At 23.7% G+C, this 16,010-nt stretch carries 15 protein-coding genes; 2 read left to right on the top strand and 13 right to left on the bottom strand.

The window, feature by feature from the left end; genetic code table 11:
- Window positions 1-23: 23 nt before the first annotated feature.
- The 4 genes from mnmE to rpmH all read right to left on the bottom strand — a co-directional run bounded on the left by mnmE (window position 24) and on the right by rpmH (window position 3,650).
- The gene (mnmE, locus tag RJT40_RS00075) at window positions 24-1,391 is read right to left on the bottom strand and encodes a tRNA uridine-5-carboxymethylaminomethyl(34) synthesis GTPase MnmE (RefSeq protein WP_343182548.1); all 1,368 of its coding nucleotides are present in this window, start codon (window positions 1,389-1,391) and stop codon (window positions 24-26) included.
- Window positions 1,392-1,454: 63 nt separating this feature from the next.
- Complete coding sequence (yidC, locus tag RJT40_RS00070; protein ID WP_343182547.1) at window positions 1,455-3,062, bottom strand: membrane protein insertase YidC; 1,608 nt, start codon at window positions 3,060-3,062, stop codon at window positions 1,455-1,457.
- An 89-nt stretch (window positions 3,063-3,151) separates the two neighbouring features.
- Window positions 3,152-3,496: a ribonuclease P protein component gene (rnpA, locus tag RJT40_RS00065; protein WP_343182546.1), complete on the bottom strand. Its 345-nt coding sequence runs from the start codon at window positions 3,494-3,496 to the stop codon at window positions 3,152-3,154.
- 1 nt (window position 3,497) lies between these two features.
- Window positions 3,498-3,650, bottom strand: coding sequence for a 50S ribosomal protein L34 (gene rpmH / locus RJT40_RS00060; protein WP_343182545.1), 153 nt, complete (start codon window positions 3,648-3,650; stop codon window positions 3,498-3,500).
- Window positions 3,651-3,901: 251 nt separating this feature from the next.
- Here rpmH and dnaN point away from each other — a divergent pair, with 251 nt between their 5' ends.
- Both dnaN and gyrB read left to right on the top strand, forming a co-directional pair.
- Window positions 3,902-5,005 (top strand): DNA polymerase III subunit beta, encoded by a 1,104-nt coding sequence (dnaN, locus tag RJT40_RS00055; protein WP_343182544.1) that lies wholly within the window; start codon window positions 3,902-3,904, stop codon window positions 5,003-5,005.
- A gap of 116 nt (window positions 5,006-5,121) precedes the next feature.
- Entirely contained in the window at window positions 5,122-7,530 is a 2,409-nt protein-coding gene (gene gyrB / locus RJT40_RS00050) for a DNA topoisomerase (ATP-hydrolyzing) subunit B (protein WP_343182543.1), read from the top strand.
- Window positions 7,531-7,541: 11 nt separating this feature from the next.
- On the opposite strand, the gene atpC is transcribed toward gyrB, so the two are convergent.
- The 9 genes from atpC to mnmG all read right to left on the bottom strand — a co-directional run bounded on the left by atpC (window position 7,542) and on the right by mnmG (window position 16,010).
- A complete protein-coding gene (atpC, locus tag RJT40_RS00045; RefSeq protein ID WP_343182542.1) occupies window positions 7,542-7,931 on the bottom strand; it encodes an ATP synthase F1 subunit epsilon in 390 nt (129 codons plus the stop codon).
- A gap of 21 nt (window positions 7,932-7,952) precedes the next feature.
- Window positions 7,953-9,353: a F0F1 ATP synthase subunit beta gene (atpD, locus tag RJT40_RS00040; protein WP_343182541.1), complete on the bottom strand. Its 1,401-nt coding sequence runs from the start codon at window positions 9,351-9,353 to the stop codon at window positions 7,953-7,955.
- Between the two features lie 64 nt (window positions 9,354-9,417).
- Window positions 9,418-10,293, bottom strand: coding sequence for an ATP synthase F1 subunit gamma (gene atpG / locus RJT40_RS00035; protein WP_343182540.1), 876 nt, complete (start codon window positions 10,291-10,293; stop codon window positions 9,418-9,420).
- Window positions 10,294-10,321: 28 nt separating this feature from the next.
- Window positions 10,322-11,896, bottom strand: coding sequence for a F0F1 ATP synthase subunit alpha (gene atpA, locus RJT40_RS00030; protein ID WP_343182539.1), 1,575 nt, complete (start codon window positions 11,894-11,896; stop codon window positions 10,322-10,324).
- A gap of 18 nt (window positions 11,897-11,914) precedes the next feature.
- Entirely contained in the window at window positions 11,915-12,448 is a 534-nt protein-coding gene (gene atpH / locus RJT40_RS00025; RefSeq protein WP_343182538.1) for an ATP synthase F1 subunit delta, read from the bottom strand.
- A gap of 14 nt (window positions 12,449-12,462) precedes the next feature.
- Entirely contained in the window at window positions 12,463-12,927 is a 465-nt protein-coding gene (gene atpF / locus RJT40_RS00020) for a F0F1 ATP synthase subunit B (RefSeq protein WP_428994188.1), read from the bottom strand.
- A gap of 32 nt (window positions 12,928-12,959) precedes the next feature.
- Window positions 12,960-13,202 carry a F0F1 ATP synthase subunit C gene (gene atpE, locus RJT40_RS00015; protein WP_343182536.1) on the bottom strand — a complete coding sequence of 81 codons (243 nt, stop codon included), beginning with the start codon at window positions 13,200-13,202 and terminating at the stop codon, window positions 12,960-12,962.
- 26 nt (window positions 13,203-13,228) lie between these two features.
- Window positions 13,229-14,053: a F0F1 ATP synthase subunit A gene (gene atpB, locus RJT40_RS00010; RefSeq protein WP_343182535.1), complete on the bottom strand. Its 825-nt coding sequence runs from the start codon at window positions 14,051-14,053 to the stop codon at window positions 13,229-13,231.
- Window positions 14,054-14,111: 58 nt separating this feature from the next.
- Window positions 14,112-16,010, bottom strand: coding sequence for a tRNA uridine-5-carboxymethylaminomethyl(34) synthesis enzyme MnmG (gene mnmG / locus RJT40_RS00005; protein WP_343182534.1), 1,899 nt, complete (start codon window positions 16,008-16,010; stop codon window positions 14,112-14,114).

The raw sequence follows: 16,010 nt of genomic DNA, 5'->3' as shown, positions 1-16,010 counted from the left end.
AAATTAAAAATACCAATTAATTACTATTTTCCAATACAAAATCTTTTAAATATTGAATTTAAAATTGTTTGAGATGTTACAACTCCAGTTATCTCATTTAACATATTTTGAATATTTTTTAAATCTTCTGCTAAACATTCAATATTATTACTTGTTAGCCATTTTTTTTTAATCACTGCTATATCGTGAATAATATGATTTAAAATATTTAAATGTCTTCTTCGTGCTAGAAAAATAGGTGCTGATCCAAAATAATCAGTTTTTTTTATAATTGATTTTAAATAATTCTTTAATATACAAATACCAGAACCAGTTTTTGCAGATAATATAATATATGTTCGACCATTCGAATATTTTTTAATAACTGGTTTATTTTTTAATATATCTGATTTATTTAAAAGAATTGTTACTGATTTTTTCTTACCTACCTTTTTCAAAAAATTAGAAATCAAAAATTTTTTTTCATATATCGATTTATTATCTTCAATAACAAAAAATATATGGTCTGCAGTATCAATATAATCCCATGTTTTTTTAATACCAATTTTTTCAATTATATTTTTGGTACTTCTAAATCCAGCAGTATCTGTTATTTGCAATGTAATACCATATAAAGAAATTGATTGATGTAATAAATCTCGAGTCGTACCATGAATATTAGTTACAATTGCTGAATTTTTATTTATTAATGAATTGAATATACTAGATTTACCTACATTAGTAGGTCCAGATAATACAACCTTTGATCCTGCATATAACTTTTTACTCACTGTAGAAATTTGATAAACTCTTTTTACATCTTGAGAAATTTCATTTAATTTCATCGATACATCAAAAATAACCATATCATATGGTTCATCAGGAAAATTCAATACCATTTCTATCATAATACGTAAATCAGTTACTTTATTTATTAAATTTTTGATTTCTCTAGAAAATACACCTTTTAAAGATTGAAGAGAAGATTTAATACTACATTCATTTTCAGCATTAATTAATTTAATAATTGATTCTGCTTGTATTAAATCAATCTTATTATTTAAAAAAGCACGTTCTGAAAATTCCCCAGGATTCGCAATACGAATATTTTTATTAATTAATAAAATTGTTTTGATTAATAAATCTAAAATAATTGGATTTCCATGACCTTGCAATTCTAAAACATCCTCTCCTGTAAAGGATCTGGGTTCTACAAACCGTAATACAAGACCTTGGTCTATTACACAGCCTTTATAATCATAAAAAGAAAAGTAACAAGCCAACCGTTCTGGAGGTAATTTACCCAAAATTTTATAAGCAATATCTTTTACCTGATTTCCAGATATTCTCAATATTCCAACACCAGATCTACCATATGGAGTAGCTTGTCCAATAATAGTATCATTTTTCATAATTGTATATACACAAATTATTATTCATAAATATTGAATATTTAAAAAAAAATAAAAATAATATTAATTATTTTTTAATTGATAATTAATAATTAATTGTTGAATTACAGTAATAATATTACTACAAACATAATATAACACTAATCCTGATGGAAACCACAAAAAAAATACAGTACACAATAATGAAATATAACTGAAAATTTTTTCTCGGGTAGAATTCATAGCATTTGTTGAAGAAGTTCTTTGTACAAAAAACATCGTTATACCCATTAAAATAGGTAAAATATACATAGGATCTTGAGCAGATAAATCATGAATCCAAAATATAAATGGAGAGTGACGAAATTCTATTGAATTGACTAAAATATAATATAATGCTAAAAAAATAGGCATCTGTATAATTACAGAAAATATACCCGTCATTGGATTAACATTATTTTCTTTATATAATTTTAATATTAAATCATTCATTTTCTGACGATGATGAGAATATTCTTTTTTAATCTCATCAATTTGTGGTTTTAATAAACGCATTTTTATTGTAGAAAGATACTGTAATTTCATGAGTGGATATGTAATAAATCGAATTAAACAAGTTACTAATATAATTAAAAATCCCCAATTTTTTACTACACAGTGAAAAAAATTACACAGTAAAAATAATGGTCTTCCTATCATACTAAACCAACCATAATCTATGGTATAGTCAAAGTAAGGAGCAACTTGTTTCAACTGATTTTGAATTTTTGGTCCAATCCATAACATCATATGTTTTACTGTGACTGTATTCGCAGGAACAAAAAATTTTTCAGAAATATAACCAGCAGTCACTGTATTGCGATCACGTGAAATGTACATGTGATTTTGATGTACTTGATCTAATACCCATGCTATAGAAAAATATTTTTGTAACATGGCAATCCAGCCATTTGATGTATAAAAATTCATTGTTTTATTTTTTTTAATATTACTAAAATCATATACAGCACATTTTTTATTTTTTGTAGAAAATGCAAGACTTGTAAAATTAACGTTTTTATTCATAGAATATAAATGCAATGAATTCTGTAATTCACACCATATTGAATAAGATACTATTTTTTTAGTATAATTACATATTTGGTATTGTACTTCAATATTATAAGAACCTTTTTTAAATATCAAAGTTTTAATAAAATATATTCCATTTTTATTCTTTTTAAATATTGGAACCAATAAATTTTTTTTTCCATTTAATAATCTAAAATGTGTACAATTTGAAAAATAACGTAAATTTTTAAAATCTTTTAATTGATTACAATGACTTAATAAAAAATTTTTAACCTGCAATTTATGCAATTTATTTACCAAATTTATTCTCTTAAAATTATTTCTTTTATCTTGATAATTTAACAATTTACTTTTATATATTGTTCCATCAACAAGATTAATTTTTACATCTAAAACATCAGTTTTGATATAAATAAATTTCGATTTTACAAAAGGTACAAATTTGTTACAAACATTCTTTGTATAATTTTGAAATTTAATTTTTGAAACATGAGAGATATATAATCTAGAAGAAACAAGATTAAGAAAAAAAATTGAAAAAATTACTATAAAAAAAATAAAAAAAAAACGTTTGACACCTATATTAAATATGCTTTTAATGATAAAGTGAAATATTTTCATTCATATTGTACTTAAAAATAAAATTAATATATTTTATATATACCATGAATAATAATTTATCTATATAATTATTGTAATATGACAATAAATTATTTGCTATATCTTAACCATATTTTATTCAAATAATTATAAATTATATTACGACGCATTTTTACAAAATTTGATTTAACAATAATAATAAAATCCATTTTAAACAAAATATATTGTTTAATACGAAAACTTTCTTTAATTATTCTCCTTAAAAAATTACGTTTGTATGAATATTTCGATACTGTTTTTGAAATAATTATACCTATTCTTGGATAAAAAAATTCGTTTAATATACTAAAAATTTTAATAAATTTATCATTAAATTGATGAAATTTTTTAATATAAGAATTATCAAATGAGAATTTGGCAATCCTCATATTTTTTTTTAAAAAAAATCTATTCATCTTAAATTTTGTTTTTTTTAGATACTGTTAAACGATAACGTAATTTACTTCTTCTACGAGACAAGATATCTCGACCAGATTTTATTGCCATTCTTGCTCTAAAACCATGAGTTCGATAGCGTTTAATCCAAGAAGGCTGGAAAGTTCTTTTCATATAACATCCTTACAAAATATATTTAACAAAAAATTATACAGTTTTAGAAAATAAAATATTATCTATATATATATTTCTTAAATAAATAAATAAAATAAATAAATTTAAAATCATATTATTTAACTATATTAATAAATTAAAAAAAATAAATATTAAAAAAATTACTGATAATAATCATCAATATTTATATATCTGATATAATAGATTTTATCTATTAAAATACATGAATTTTATTTTAATATTATAAAAATATGAAATTTAACATTACAAAAGAAAATTTTTTACAACCTTTGCAAAAATTAAATAGTATTATTTCCATTAATCATGAAAATCCAGTTATGCATCATATTTATATACATATTAATTCTAATCAATCATATTTAATGAGTACAAATTTAGAAATAGAATTTCGAATTGAATTAAATTGTAATACAATTGATCAAATTGGAGAAATACTAGTATCTAGTAAAAAAATATTAAATATTATACGTAGTTTTCCAAAAAAAGCAAACATAAAAATTATCATTCAAAAAGAATATATACAATTAACATTTCAAAAAATATTTTTTTCTTTACGTACATTACATACTAATAATTTTCCGAAATTTGCACAAGAAAAAAAAAAAGTTTTTTTTTATATTACACAAAATGAATTCAAAAATATTATTTATAATACATATTTTTCTATGGCAAAAAATGATATAAGAAATTACTTAAACGGAATAAATATAAAAATCAAAAATCAAAAAATATTAGCTATTGCAAGTGACGGATATCGTATGGCTATCTCCTATGTTAATATAAAATATCAACCAAAAAAAACTATTTCTATAATTATACCTCGAAAAACTATTTTAGAATTAATTAAAATTTTAAATAATACAAATCAAATGTTAAAAATCATCATTCATCCCAAAAGTATTCTATTTATTTTTCAAAATTATATTTTAACAAGCAAAATGATTGAAAATAAATTTCCGGATTATCAACAATTTTTAGTAAAAAGTTTCACAAAAAAAATAAAGGTTAATCGAGAAAAATTACAACAATCATTAATTCGGGCGTCGATTATTACTAATCAAACATTTCAAGGAGTAAAAATTACTTTTAAAAATACATATTGCACTGTTTCTACATATAATGAAAACGAGGAACAAGCTAAAGAAACATTTGAAGTAAACGATATTCACAATAAAATAGAATTAACAATGAATATCAATTATATTTTAGATGTTATAAAAACCATAAAAAAAGAAAATATTACGTTTTTAATACAAGAAAATAATTCTAATATATATATTCAATATAAAAATATTTTTAAAGCATTTTATATTATCATGCCATTAATTTTATAATAAAATTATATGTTTAATAAATAATATTCAAAAAAAGTAATTAAATAAATTTTTATATTAAATATTATCATGCTATATTTATTTTATAAATACAATTAAATATTTAAGGAATCAATATGCCTAAAACATATGACTCGTCTAATATTAAAATTTTAAAAGGATTAGATGCAGTTCGAAAAAGACCAGGAATGTATATCGGAAATACAGATGATGGAAGTGGATTACATCATATGGTTTTTGAAGTGGTAGATAATGCAATTGATGAAGCATTGGCTGGATATTGTAAAAAAATTAAAGTTACTATACATGCAGATCAATCAATCTCTGTTAAAGATGACGGCAGAGGAATACCAACCGATATACATCCTGAAGAAAAAATATCCGCTGCAGAAGTAATTTTAACTATGTTACATTCTGGAGGAAAATTTGATAATAATACATATAAAATATCAGGAGGACTGCATGGAGTAGGAATATCTGTTGTAAATGCATTATCTAAAAAACTAAAATTAACAATATATCGAAATGGAAAAATATACCAACAAATATACCGTCATGGAAAACCATATACTAATTTATTAGTAATTGGGAAAACAAATAATACAGGGACAAAAATTCAATTTTGGCCAAGTAATAAAATTTTTACTCATATTTTAAATTTTAATTACGAGATTTTGTCCAAACGATTAAAAGAGCTATCATTTTTAAATTCTAATATTGAAATTATCATTAAAGATATATCTAAAAATATCCAAGAAAAGTATTATTATACTGGAGGAATTAAAGCATTTATAAAACATATTAATAAAAAAAAACCAATTCATACACAAATTATATATTTTAATACTATTAAAAAAAATGTTTCTATCGAACTTGCAATGCAATGGAATGATTCATATAAAGAAAAAATTTATTGTTTTACGAATAATATACCACAAAAAGATGGAGGAACACACCTATCCGGTTTTCGAACCGCTATCACTCGGACATTAAATAATTATATTCATAAAGAAGGTTATAATAAAAAAAATAAAATTCAAACAACTGGAGATGATGCTAGAGAAGGATTATCTGCAATAATATCAATAAAAATGCCTAATCCAAGATTTTCTTCTCAAACAAAAGAAAAACTAGTATCTTCAGAAATAAAATCTATTATTGAATCAACAATTATAGAATATTTATCAGAATTTTTATTAGAAAATCCTAAAGATGCAAAAAATATAATTAATAAAATCATTCATGCTGCAAAAATTAGAGAAGCAGCAAAAAAAGTTCGAGAAATTAGTAAAAAAAAAGGATTAATAGATCTCAGTGGATTACCAGGTAAATTAGCCGACTGCCAAGAAAAAAATCCAAAATTTTCAGAAATATATTTAGTAGAAGGTGATTCTGCCGGAGGATCTGCAAAACAAGGACGTAATCGAAAAAACCAAGCAATTTTACCATTAAAAGGGAAAATATTAAATGTAGAAAAAGCTACATTTGAAAAAATGATCGCTTCAAAAGAAATTGGAACGATAATTACTGCATTAGGATGTGGAATCGGGAAAAAGGAATATAATCCAGAAAAATTAAGATATCATAATATTATTATTATGACTGATGCTGATATAGATGGAGCTCATATTAGGACATTATTGTTAACTTTTTTTTATAGACATATGCCTGAAATAATTAAAAGAGGACATATTTATATTGCACAACCTCCATTATATAAAATTAAAAAAGGAAAAAAAGAAATATATATTAAAAATCATGAAGAAATGTATAAACAACAAATGAAAATTGCACTAAAAAACATTATTTATTATAGAGAAAATCAAAAAAATTATATTTATACAGAAAAAATTAAAAAAATAATTTTAGAACATCAAAAAATAGTTAATAAATTAAAAAAAAATAAATATAATTTTTCTGATGAAATTATTAACGAATTAATCCAACAACCAATGTTACATAATTTATATGAAAAAAAAAATGTTTCTCAATGGGTAAAAAATATTATCTTAATATTAAATAGAAAAGAAAAATATATTCAATATTCCTATGAAATTAAAGAAAATATAGAACAAAAATCATTTGAACCAATATTATTTAAATTTGATTCATTACATGAAAAAAATGATGCATTCTATATTACTAATACATTCATATCAAGTATGGAATATAAAAAAATGCAAAATTTGAAAATTAAATGGAATAATTTAATTCAAATAGGAGATTATATTCAAAAAAATAATCAAAAAAAAAAAATTAATAATATCAAATCTATAGTCGTTTGGTTAATCAATGAATCTCACAAAGAAACAAATATACAAAGATATAAAGGATTAGGAGAAATGAATCCTAATCAATTATGGAATACTACTATGAATCCAGAAACTAGAAATATGTTACAAGTGACTATCAAAGATGCTATTTCTGCAAATAAATTATTTAATACATTAATGGGTGATGCAGTGGAACCAAGAAAAAAATTCATTGAAAAAAATGCACTGAGAGTAAAAAATATAGATGTTTAAAAAAAATAAATTTACGTAGTAAAACGAATAATGTTTAATTTCGCAGAAACTATCATTATTTTTTTTTTTATATCATGATTATTAAAATGAGATTTTTCTTTTAAAAGAATATTTTTTTCTTTTATTAAATCATTGTAATTTAAACAATTACTGGGTATTACTTCTTCAGAAAGAATATGAATTAAATTAGGTTGTATTTCAAGAATTCCAGAGGATATATAAAAATATTCCTTTTTACAAATTGTATGAATAAATAATAAACCTGGTTGAATTAACGTTAATAAAGAAGAATGACCAGGGTAAATATTTAATGCACCATCTATTCCAAAAACATTAATTTTATAAAAATTTCCAGAATATATCTTTCTTGTATAACTAACAACATTTAAAATAGTTTTCATAAATATTAACCATATATATCTCTACGTAACATGTTTATATTTTTTTATCACTTCATCGATTGATCCAACCATATAAAAAAATTGTTCAGGTATATGATCGAATTCACCATTTATAATACCTGAAAAACCTCTAATACTATCTTGTAAAGATACATACTTACCAGGAAATCCAGTAAATACTTCAGCAACAAAAAATGGCTGTGATAAAAAACGTTGTATCTTTCTTGCTCGAAATACCAATAATTTATCATTATCAGATAGTTCATCCATACCAAGAATTGCAATAATATCTTTTAATTCTTCATATTTTTGTAAAATAAATTGCACATTTCTAGCAGTATTATAATGTTCTTCTCCAATAATTTCAATATCCAGTTGTCTACTCGTTGAATTTAATGGATCAACTGCCGGATAAATTCCTAAAGAAGCAATTTGACGACTTAAAGTAACCGTAGCATCTAAATGAGAAAAAGTAATTGCTGGAGCAGGATCTGTAAAGTCATCAGCAGGAACATAAACAGCTTGTACTGATGTAATAGAACCCGTTTGTGTTGATGTAATACGTTCTTGTAATATTCCCATTTCCTCTGATAAAGTGGGCTGATAACCTACAGCAGAAGGCATTCTTCCAAGTAAAGCGGAAACTTCCGTTCCAGCCAAAATATATCTATATATATTATCAATAAACAATAAAACATCTTTTCCTTCATCACGAAATTTTTCCGCAATGGTTAATCCAGTAAAGGCAACACGTAATCTACTACCAGGAGGTTCATTCATCTGACCATAAACTAAAGATACTTTATCTAAAACATTTGAAGTTTTCATTTCATAATAAAAGTCATTTCCTTCCCTGGTTCTTTCTCCAACACCTGTGAAAACAGAATAACCAGAATGTTTTACAGCAATATTACGAATTAATTCCATCATATTTACTGTTTTCCCAACACCTGCTCCACCAAATAAACCAACCTTTCCTCCTTTAGAAAAAGGACACATTAAGTCAATTACTTTAATTCCCGTTTCTAAAATTTCTCTAGAAGAACTTTGTTCTTGATATGTTGGTGCTAAACGATGAATATCCCAATATTCTAGTTTTGAATTATCTTTTTTTTTTAATGGTCCACAATTATCAATTGGTTCACCTAAAACATTCATTATTCTTCCTAATGTAGCATGACCAACCGGAACTTGAATATAGTGATTTAAATTAATAACAGTCAATCCCCGTTTTAATCCGTAAGATGAACCCATTGCAATAGTACGTACTACTCCTGATCCTAATTGTTGTTGTACTTCTAAAATTAATGTAGATTTTTTTTGATTCACTTGCAACGCATGATATATTTTAGGAACATATTCTTTCTTAAATTGTACATCTATAATAGCTCCAATAATTTGAATAATTTTCCCAGTACGCATGTCACCTCCAAAAAAAAAAAAAAAAAAAAAAAAAAAATAGTTCAAATTTTAAAAAATACATTAACTAAACAGTAGAAGAGCCTGAAATAATTTCTATTAATTCTTGCGTAATACTATATTGACGTACTTTATTATATAAAACCTTTAAATCATGCATAATTTTTTTACTGTTATCAGTAGCAGTTTTCATAGTTAACATACGAGCAGAATGTTCACAAACTATATTTTCTAAAATACATTGTAAACACTGAAATAAAATATATTTTTTTAATACATAATTAGTTGTTATTGTTTCGTCTGGTTCATATATATAATCCCATTTTTTACTATCTAAAAAATTTAAATTATTCGAATCTTTCGTAATGATCGGCAATAATTGTAAAAAAGATGGAGATTGTTTCACTTGACTGACATATTTATTACTAATAATAAATAATTTGTCAAATTTTTCATTCACATAATACGTAATAATTTTTTTTATTAATGGTTGTAATGTTATAGGATTGATTTGATCATTAAGAAAAATATTTTTTTTTAAACAAGTTTTATACTTATTTTTAAAATACATATGTCCTTTCATTCCAAAAATATATAATTTACAAAAAACATTCTTCTTAATATATTTTTCAAGAAATAAATTAACTTTCTTAAATATATTATTATTTAAGTTACCACATAAACCACGATCAGTAGTAATTATTATAATAGCAACAGTTTTTACTATACTTCTCGGAATAAATAAATGATTACGATACTTAATATTACTTGTACAAAAGTTTGAAACAATATTTTTTATATTATTTAAATACGATAAACTATGCAACAATTTTTTTTTCGAATTTTTTAGTTTTGCAATTGCTACCATTTCCATAGTTTTAGTTATTTTATTAGTATTTTTTATACTAACAATTTTATTTCTAATCAATTTTGTATTTGCCATATCAATTCTGTATCCTAATACAAATTATTTATTTATTTTCAGTAAATAATTTATTGTCACTATAGGAAAAATATTTTTTTTTAAAAATATCCATATTTTTTCCTAATATATCTTTAATTTCATCTGTGTATAAAAAACTGGAATTAATTTTCTTTATTAAATTTTGACAATTCTTAAAAAAATAATTTAATATTTTAGTTTCAAAAGATGCAATTTCTTTGACATGAATATCATGAATAAAATCACATTCTGCTGCAAAAAAAATAATTGCTTGTTCTGCAACAGACATAGGACAATGTTGTTTTTGTTTTAATAATTCAGTAATTTTTTCACCGTAATTAAGTTGTTTTTTCGTTTCTGTATCTAAATCAGAAGAAAATTGAGAAAATGCAGCTAATTCACGATATTGAGCCAATGCAGTACGTATTTTAGAAGATAATTTCTTAATTATTTCGATCTGCGCTGCACTTCCTACTCTTGATACTGATATACCAGGATTAATTGCCGGTCTAATACCTGCATTAAATAAACTAGATTCTAAAAAAATTTGTCCATCAGTAATAGAAATAACATTAGTAGGTATAAATGCAGCAACATCACCAGCTTGAGTTTCAATAATTGGTAGTGCAGTTAATGAACCTGTTCTATTTAAAATTTTTCCACCGCTCCTTTTTTTAACACTGTCAATATTAATACGAGCAGATCGTTCTAATAAACGAGAATGCAAATAAAATATATCACCAGGAAACGCTTCTCTTCCAGGAGGTCTTTTTAATAATAAAGAAATCTGTCGATATGCAATAGCATGTTTAGATAAATCGTCATATATAACTAATGCATCTTGTCCATTATCTCGAAAATATTCCCCCATGGCACATCCAACATATGGTGCCAAATATTGCATTACTGCAGGTTCTGATGCTGAAGCATTGATAATAATTGTATTTTTTATAGCATCATATTTTTCTAATTTTCTTACTACATTTAATAAAGTTGATTGTTTTTGTCCTATAGCAACATAAATACAAAAAACATTACTATTTTTTTGATTAATTATCGTATCTACAACTAAAGTAGTTTTTCCAGTTTGTCGATCTCCAATAATTAATTCCCTTTGTCCCTTCCCAATAGGAACCATAGAGTCTATAGCTTTATAACCAGTATATATAGGTTCACTAACAGAAATTCGTTCAATTACTCCTGGTGCTTCTTGTTCAATAGGAAAAAAATATTTAGAAATAATATTTTCTCCTCCATCAATTGGTTGACCTAAAACATTTAAAACTCTCCCTAATAAATTTTTTCCAACAGGTACTTCGAACATCTTTCCTGTAGAATATACTCGCATTCCTTCAGTAATATGTAAATAACACCCCAAAACTACTGCACTGACAATATCTTTTTCTAAATTTAAAGCAAGTGCATAAATATGATTTGGTAGAGCGATAATTTCTCCAAACATGACTTCAGTAATTCCATAAATTCTTATAATTCCATCACTGACAGAAAGAATTACTCCTTCATTATGCATTTTTTTTAAAATATCAAATTTTTCAATACGTTGTTTAATTAACTCGCTAATTTCATTAGAATTTAATTGCATTTCTAGTATATTCTCATATTAAGATAATAAATGTTCTGAAAATTCTTGTAAATTCTTTAAACCATTATATTCTATAACAAAACCTTCATATCGCAAAATAAAGCCATATAAAATAGAAGAATCTGTTTTACATAATAAATCTATATTTTTTCCCATTTTATTACTTAAAAAAGAACAAATTTTCTTTTTTTTTGTTTCATTTAAATTATTTGCAGAAATAAGTTCTACATGGACAATATTATGATATTGATTATAAAAATGCAGAAATAAAATATAAATTCTAGAAATTATATATAATCTTTTATTTAAAATTAATAATTTAATAAAATTTATTTCATGAATACTCATTTCTTTTTGATAAGCAATCTGTATAACATGTAATACTGTATTTACAGGATAAATTTCATTAAAAAAAATATTTAAAAATTTTAATTTAAAAATTTTTTTTAGTCTATATAACATTAATTTCCATTCTTCTAATTTTTTTTTTTTAACAGCAACATCAAAAATTGCTTTAGCATAAGAAAAAGAAATAGTTATTTCTTGTTGCACATTTTTCTCCAAAATTATATATCTTGAATTAATTTTTCCACATCATATCTTTTATTTTGAATAAAATCATTGATTATTTTTTGTGCCATTAAAATAGATATATTATTTATTTCTTTTAACAGTTCATTTTTAATTTGTATCTTTTTTCTTTTAATTTCTTGATGTGCAATGAAAAGTATTTGTTCTCTTTCTTTATAAGCTAATAATTTTGCATTTTCTAAAATATACATCTTATTTTTTTTAGCATCAGAAAGAATTTCAATAGATTTTTTTTGTGAATTCAAAATAATTTTTTTAGCTTTTTGATGCAAAACACGAATTTCATCTTTAGTTACTTCTATTTTATGCATTGTATTTAAAATTTTTTTTTTTCGATTTTCTATTGAAGATATTATTTTTGGCCAAATGTAGTGCATACAAAACCACAGAAACAAAAAAAACGAAATCATTTGCCCAAAAATAGTTGCATTTAGGTCCATGAATTTTCCTCATTATGAAATATTTTTTATTTTTAACCAGAGAATGCAAATATCATATACAATCCTAAACCTACTGCAATCATAGGTATTGCATCAACTAAACCCATAACAACAAAAAATTGTGTTCTGAGTATTGGAATTAAATCTGGCTGTCTTGCAGCACCTTCTAAAAATTTACCGCCAAGTAATCCAATACCAATAGCTGCTCCAATTGCAGCAAGACCAATCATAATTCCAGCGGATAAATATAATATATCTAAATTTACATGATTCATAAAAATTCCTTATTATTATAATAATTTTAATCATTATTTTTTTTCATCGCTATAGATAAATATACTATTGTTAATATCATAAAAATAAATGCTTGTAAAAAAATCACTAAAATATGAAAAATAGACCAAGGAACACTTAATGTCCATTGTAACCACCACGGTAAAAATCCAGAAATTAATATGAAAATCATCTCTCCTGCATACATGTTACCAAATAATCGTAAAGCTAAAGAAATAGGTTTAGCAAATAATGATATTGATTCTAATATGAAATTAAAACAATAAAAACAAAAATGATGGAAAGGATGTGTAACTAATTCTTTTATAAATCCTATTATTCCTTTATTTTTACAACTAAAATAAATAATTAAAATAAATATTGATAAAGCCATTGATAATGTAATATTCACATCAGCAGATGGAACAATTCTACAATAATTTAAACCAAAAAATTTATTGAATAAATATGGAATAAAATCTATTGGAATTAAATCCATTGTATTCATTAATAAAATCCACATAAAAACTGTTAAAGCTAAAGGAGCAATTAATAAATTATTTGTTGGACATATATCTTGAACATTTTTGTTGACAAAATTTATAATCATTTCTACACCAACTTGAAAATTTGTCGGATAATTAAATGATAATTTCTTATATGTAATAAAAAAAAAAGTTAAAAATGTACTTCCTAAAATTAATGAAAAAAGTATTGAATCAATATTTAATGTCAAGTAAGCAGGCACAGTATCATAATCATGAATGATTTTGAAATTTTTAATGTTAATTTGTAAAAAATGTAAATGATGGTGAATATATTGAATTGGATCAGATATTTTTAAAAAAAACATAATAATAATTATCCTGGATACATAACAAAATATTTTTATAAAAATATTCAAAAATATCTTATTTATGAATTTTATTTACAATATCAAATTTCTTAAAGTAAATCAATAAAATGGATATTGTTGCTGGAGTAATACCGGAAATTCTAGTAGCATGTCCTATAGAAATAGGCTGGTAATAATTTAACTTATTAATTGCTTCATTTGATAAACCAGAAATTTTTTTATAATTGAAATTAGTTGGTAAAGTTTTATTTTCATATTTTATTTGTTTTTCAATTTCTTGGTTCTGTTTATTAATATATCCTGAATATTTAATTTGAATAATTGTTTCATTGAAAGCAGATAAATGCGTTGTTTGTGAAAAAAAGATATCTGATTTATAAATATTATTTAAATTAATTTCTGGTCTTTTGATTAATTTATATCCGTTAGTTTCATTTTTAATTGTAATTCCAAATGTATCATAAATATTTTTTGCCAGTAAAGAATTAGGTTTAATTTTAATATTTTTTATTTTTTCTGTTTCTTTAATAATAGCATTACATTTTTTTTTAAAAACAGACCATCTATTTCTACAAATTAAATTAAATTGATTAGCAATATTCGTTAGTCTTAAATCAGCATTATTTTCCCTTAAAACTAATCGATGTTCTGCTCGTGCAGTAAACATTCTATATGGTTCTTTTGTTCCTTTCATGCATAAATCATCTATTAAAACACCTAAATATGCTTGACTTCTTTTTGGATACCATGCAGGTTTTCCTAATGTATGTAGACCGGCATTTATACCAGCTATTATTCCTTGTGCAGCTGCTTCTTCATATCCAGTAGTTCCATTGATTTGTCCTGCACAATACAATCCTTTAATATATTTACTTTCTAACGTTAAATATAATCCTCTAGGATCTATAAAATCATATTCTACTGCATATCCTGGTTGAATAATTTTAGCATTTTCAAATCCATAAATAGAATGGATAATTTTTTCTTGAATATTAACAGGCAAACTTGTAGAAATTCCATTTGGATATGCTTGAATACAGTTAATACCTTCAGGTTCAATGAATATTTGATGGCGTTCTTTTTCTTTAAAACGAATAACTTTATCTTCTATTGAAGGACAATATAATGGCCCAATACCTGATATTAATCCTGTAAAAATTGGACTATAATGTAAATTATTTTGAATAATTTTGTGTGTTTTTCGATTGGTATAAGTGATATAACATGGTATCTGTTTTGGATGTTGGTTTTGATGCCCAATAAAAGAAAACACAGGAAGAGGAGTATCACTAATTTGTTTCTTCAGTGTTTCAAAATTAATTGTTCGCATGTCAAGTCTTGGAGGTGTTCCTGTTTTTAGTCTTTTAATTTTTAATGGTAATTTTTTTAACTGATTAGATAAATTTATTGAAGCATTATCATTGATCCTTCCACCTGAATAACATTTCAATCCAACATAAATTTTTCCTCCTAAAAAAGTTCCGGTAGTCAGTATTACTGAATGAGAATAAAAAGATCTTTTGTCGTTTGTTTGTACTCCTATTACAGTATTATCTGTAATAATTAAATTGTTTACCTCTGCTTCTACTATATATATATTTTTTTCTTTAAAAATTGTTTTCTGAATAAAATTTCTATATAACATACGATCAACTTGTGCTCTTGTAGATTGTACTGCAACACCTTTTGTTGAATTTAAAATACGAAATTGTATACCAGAAAAATCTGCTGCAATGGCCATAATTCCTCCCAATGCATCTATTTCTTTTACTAAATGACTTTTTCCTATTCCTCCAATTGCTGGATTGCATGAAAGTACGCCAATTGTACTAATTTTTTGTGTTAATAACAAAACTTTAATACCCATACGTGCAATGGACAAAACTGCTTCTATTCCTGCATGTCCTCCTCCTACAACTATAATATCAAAATTTTCTTGAAGATTGTGTTTCAC

Source organism: Buchnera aphidicola (Shivaphis celti) (genome assembly GCF_039349365.1).
In the GTDB taxonomy this organism is placed as follows: domain Bacteria; phylum Pseudomonadota; class Gammaproteobacteria; order Enterobacterales; family Enterobacteriaceae; genus Buchnera_L; species Buchnera_L aphidicola_AL.
The sequence above is the reverse complement of the archived record's forward strand: the minus strand, read 5'-3'. Positions and strand labels throughout refer to the sequence as shown.

Excerpts from the sequence above, each read along its gene's own strand:
- mnmE (WP_343182548.1), bottom strand. The coding sequence starts at position 1,391 with ATGAAAAATGATACTATTATTGGACAAGCTACTCCATATGGTAGATCT.
- yidC (WP_343182547.1), bottom strand. The coding sequence starts at position 3,062 with ATGAAAATATTTCACTTTATCATTAAAAGCATATTTAATATAGGTGTC.
- rnpA (WP_343182546.1), bottom strand. The coding sequence starts at position 3,496 with ATGAATAGATTTTTTTTAAAAAAAAATATGAGGATTGCCAAATTCTCA.
- rpmH (WP_343182545.1), bottom strand. The coding sequence starts at position 3,650 with ATGAAAAGAACTTTCCAGCCTTCTTGGATTAAACGCTATCGAACTCAT.
- dnaN (WP_343182544.1), top strand. The coding sequence starts at position 3,902 with ATGAAATTTAACATTACAAAAGAAAATTTTTTACAACCTTTGCAAAAA.
- gyrB (WP_343182543.1), top strand. The coding sequence starts at position 5,122 with ATGCCTAAAACATATGACTCGTCTAATATTAAAATTTTAAAAGGATTA.
- atpC (WP_343182542.1), bottom strand. The coding sequence starts at position 7,931 with ATGAAAACTATTTTAAATGTTGTTAGTTATACAAGAAAGATATATTCT.
- atpD (WP_343182541.1), bottom strand. The coding sequence starts at position 9,353 with ATGCGTACTGGGAAAATTATTCAAATTATTGGAGCTATTATAGATGTA.
- atpG (WP_343182540.1), bottom strand. The coding sequence starts at position 10,293 with ATGGCAAATACAAAATTGATTAGAAATAAAATTGTTAGTATAAAAAAT.
- atpA (WP_343182539.1), bottom strand. The coding sequence starts at position 11,896 with ATGCAATTAAATTCTAATGAAATTAGCGAGTTAATTAAACAACGTATT.
- atpF (WP_428994188.1), bottom strand. The coding sequence starts at position 12,927 with ATGGACCTAAATGCAACTATTTTTGGGCAAATGATTTCGTTTTTTTTG.
- atpE (WP_343182536.1), bottom strand. The coding sequence starts at position 13,202 with ATGAATCATGTAAATTTAGATATATTATATTTATCCGCTGGAATTATG.
- atpB (WP_343182535.1), bottom strand. The coding sequence starts at position 14,053 with ATGTTTTTTTTAAAAATATCTGATCCAATTCAATATATTCACCATCAT.